2 protein-coding genes and 1 pseudogene are annotated in these 2,116 nt (G+C 62.1%); 1 reads left to right on the top strand and 2 read right to left on the bottom strand.

The window, feature by feature from the left end; translation table 11 throughout:
* Nucleotides 1–839, bottom strand: a pseudogene (locus EOD15_RS33260) (SPOR domain-containing protein); the annotation flags it as partial.
* On the opposite strand from EOD15_RS33260, the gene EOD15_RS36075 reads away from it, so the two are divergent.
* A complete protein-coding gene (locus EOD15_RS36075) occupies nt 789–1,208 on the top strand; it encodes a hypothetical protein (protein WP_185929148.1) in 420 nt (139 codons plus the stop codon). The pseudogene EOD15_RS33260 and the gene EOD15_RS36075 overlap by 51 nt on opposite strands.
* A gap of 55 nt (nt 1,209–1,263) precedes the next feature.
* Here EOD15_RS36075 and EOD15_RS33265 read toward each other — a convergent pair.
* Nucleotides 1,264–2,116 (bottom strand): DALR anticodon-binding domain-containing protein (locus tag EOD15_RS33265; protein ID WP_127409240.1); only part of this gene is annotated, 853 nt, incomplete at its 5' end.

Here is a 2,116-nt window from a genome sequence, read left to right on the forward strand (position 1 = left end):
CTGGCCACCGGCGCCGTGCGCGCCGTCATGGCACCCAGCAGCGCATTCAACTCGTCTTCCAGGCTCCGTTCGTCCGCGGCCGGGGCATGCGCCGCCGGCGCAACATGAGCCTCTGGCGCCGCCGGCTGGACCGTAGCGGCAGCAACCTCGGCGACCGGCTCTTCGGCCGTTTCGGCAAACGCGTCGTCCAAACTTAGGTCGAAAGCATCGTCCGACATGCCTTCAGGGATGGGAATATCGCCGTTCGCGTCAGTGATATCGACAAGCGCATCATGCGCGTGCGGCTCGTCGAAGGCATTCGGCTCATCCGCGCGAACGTCGAAATCCATGTCGACATCAGCCATCGCGTCGTCGAAATGGCCGGCAAAGCTCTCATCGGAAATTGCATGCCCGTCACGCGCCGCCTGCTCCGGCATGGGATACTCGACGGGCTCGGCGGCCATGAATGACTGTTCGGCCGCCGAATGGTCGTCGAGCACCAGCTCGTCTTCAAGCGAGACTGCCACCGCATCGTCGAATTCGTCATCGGAGGCAACTGGCTCGATAGAAGCAGGCGTGTCGGCAACGGCGTACTGGGCCTCTTCAGCGTACTGGGCCTCTTCGGCTTCCTCATCGATCCGGAGATCCTGGTCGAGCGAAATGGCCAGCTCGTCCGCCATCGAATGATCGTCCTCGAAGGGAGAGACGTCCTCAAGCGAACCGGCGACGGCATCGTCAAAATCAGATGCGAAAGCCGGCTCGACGGACGGCGCCGCTTCAGCTGCGACCGCATGGCTGGCGCCGGCCACGTGATCGTCTATCTCAGCCATGTCCAGTTGGAAATCGTCGTCGAGCGACACCGAAAGCTCATCGTCCATCGCGCTGGCGTCAGCCGCTTCGAATGCCGGCTCATGCACGAAGGTCGGCTCATGAGCCTGAACAACCGGAGCGGCGTCGCTGTCGTCAGCGCCGAACTCGCCCATCATTTCTTTCTCGAGATCGATATCGAAATCGCCCTCTTCGAGCCCGTGATCGGCGGCTGGGGCCTGCGGCTGGGCGGGCGATTGCGGCCTGACCGGCTGGCGCGGGTCGAATCCCATGATCCTGGTCAGTTCCGCGAACGGATCATCGTCAGCGATGTCGTTGTTGTCGGCTACTCTCAGCTGGGTTCTGTCTGCCATTATTGTTCCCGAACTCGCACTCATTCGGACGCCATGGACGTCGCGTAGGGTTGGCCCTTACCAGCGCAATGTGGGCAAAAGGTGACAGGTTATTTAGTCAAACCTAACGCATTTCGGTGGGCGCGGCGGCTCCGATCAACGTCAGGCCGGACGTCAAAACGTCCGAAACAGCCTGCACCAGCCCTAGTCTGGCATGCGTCAATTGTCGGTCGTTAACCTTAACAAAACGTAAGTCCGGATTATCCGTGCCACGGTTCCAGTGTCCGTGGAAGCTGGAGGCCAGATCATAGAGGTAAAATGCCAGCCGATGCGGCTCGAGCGCAAGGGCGGCGGACTCGATCAGCCGCGGGTATTCGGCAAGCTTGCGGATCAGGCCGATCTCGCCCTCGTCGGTCAGCAATGCCGCGGCCGACGCCAGGCTGTTGCGGTCGAAATTGGCTTCGCCCAGTTGCTCGCTCGCCTGCCGGAACACCGAATGACAGCGCGCCGAGGCGTACTGGACATAGAACACCGGATTGTCCTTGGACTGCTCGGTCACCTTGGCGAAATCGAAATCCAGGGGCGCATCGTTCTTGCGGTAGAGCATCATGAAGCGGATCGCGTCGCGGCCGACCTCCTCCACCACTTCGCGCAGCGTCACGAAATCGCCCGACCGCTTCGACATGCGCACCGGTTCGCCCTCGCGAAACAGCTTGACCAGATTGCACAGCAGGACAGTGAGCTTCACCTCGTCGCCGGCAATCGCCCGCGCCAGGGCCTCCAGCCGCTTGACGTAGCCGCCATGGTCGGCGCCGAGCACATAGATCAGGTCGACGAAACCGCGATCGACCTTGTCCTTGAGATAAGCGACGTCGGCGGCGAAATAGGTGAACGAGCCATCGGACTTGACCAGCGCCCGGTCCATGTCGTCGCCGACCGCGGTCGAGCGGAACAGCGTCTGCTCGCGATCCTCCCAA

The organism is Mesorhizobium sp. M7A.T.Ca.US.000.02.2.1 (genome assembly GCF_003996995.1).
In the GTDB taxonomy this organism is placed as follows: domain Bacteria; phylum Pseudomonadota; class Alphaproteobacteria; order Rhizobiales; family Rhizobiaceae; genus Mesorhizobium.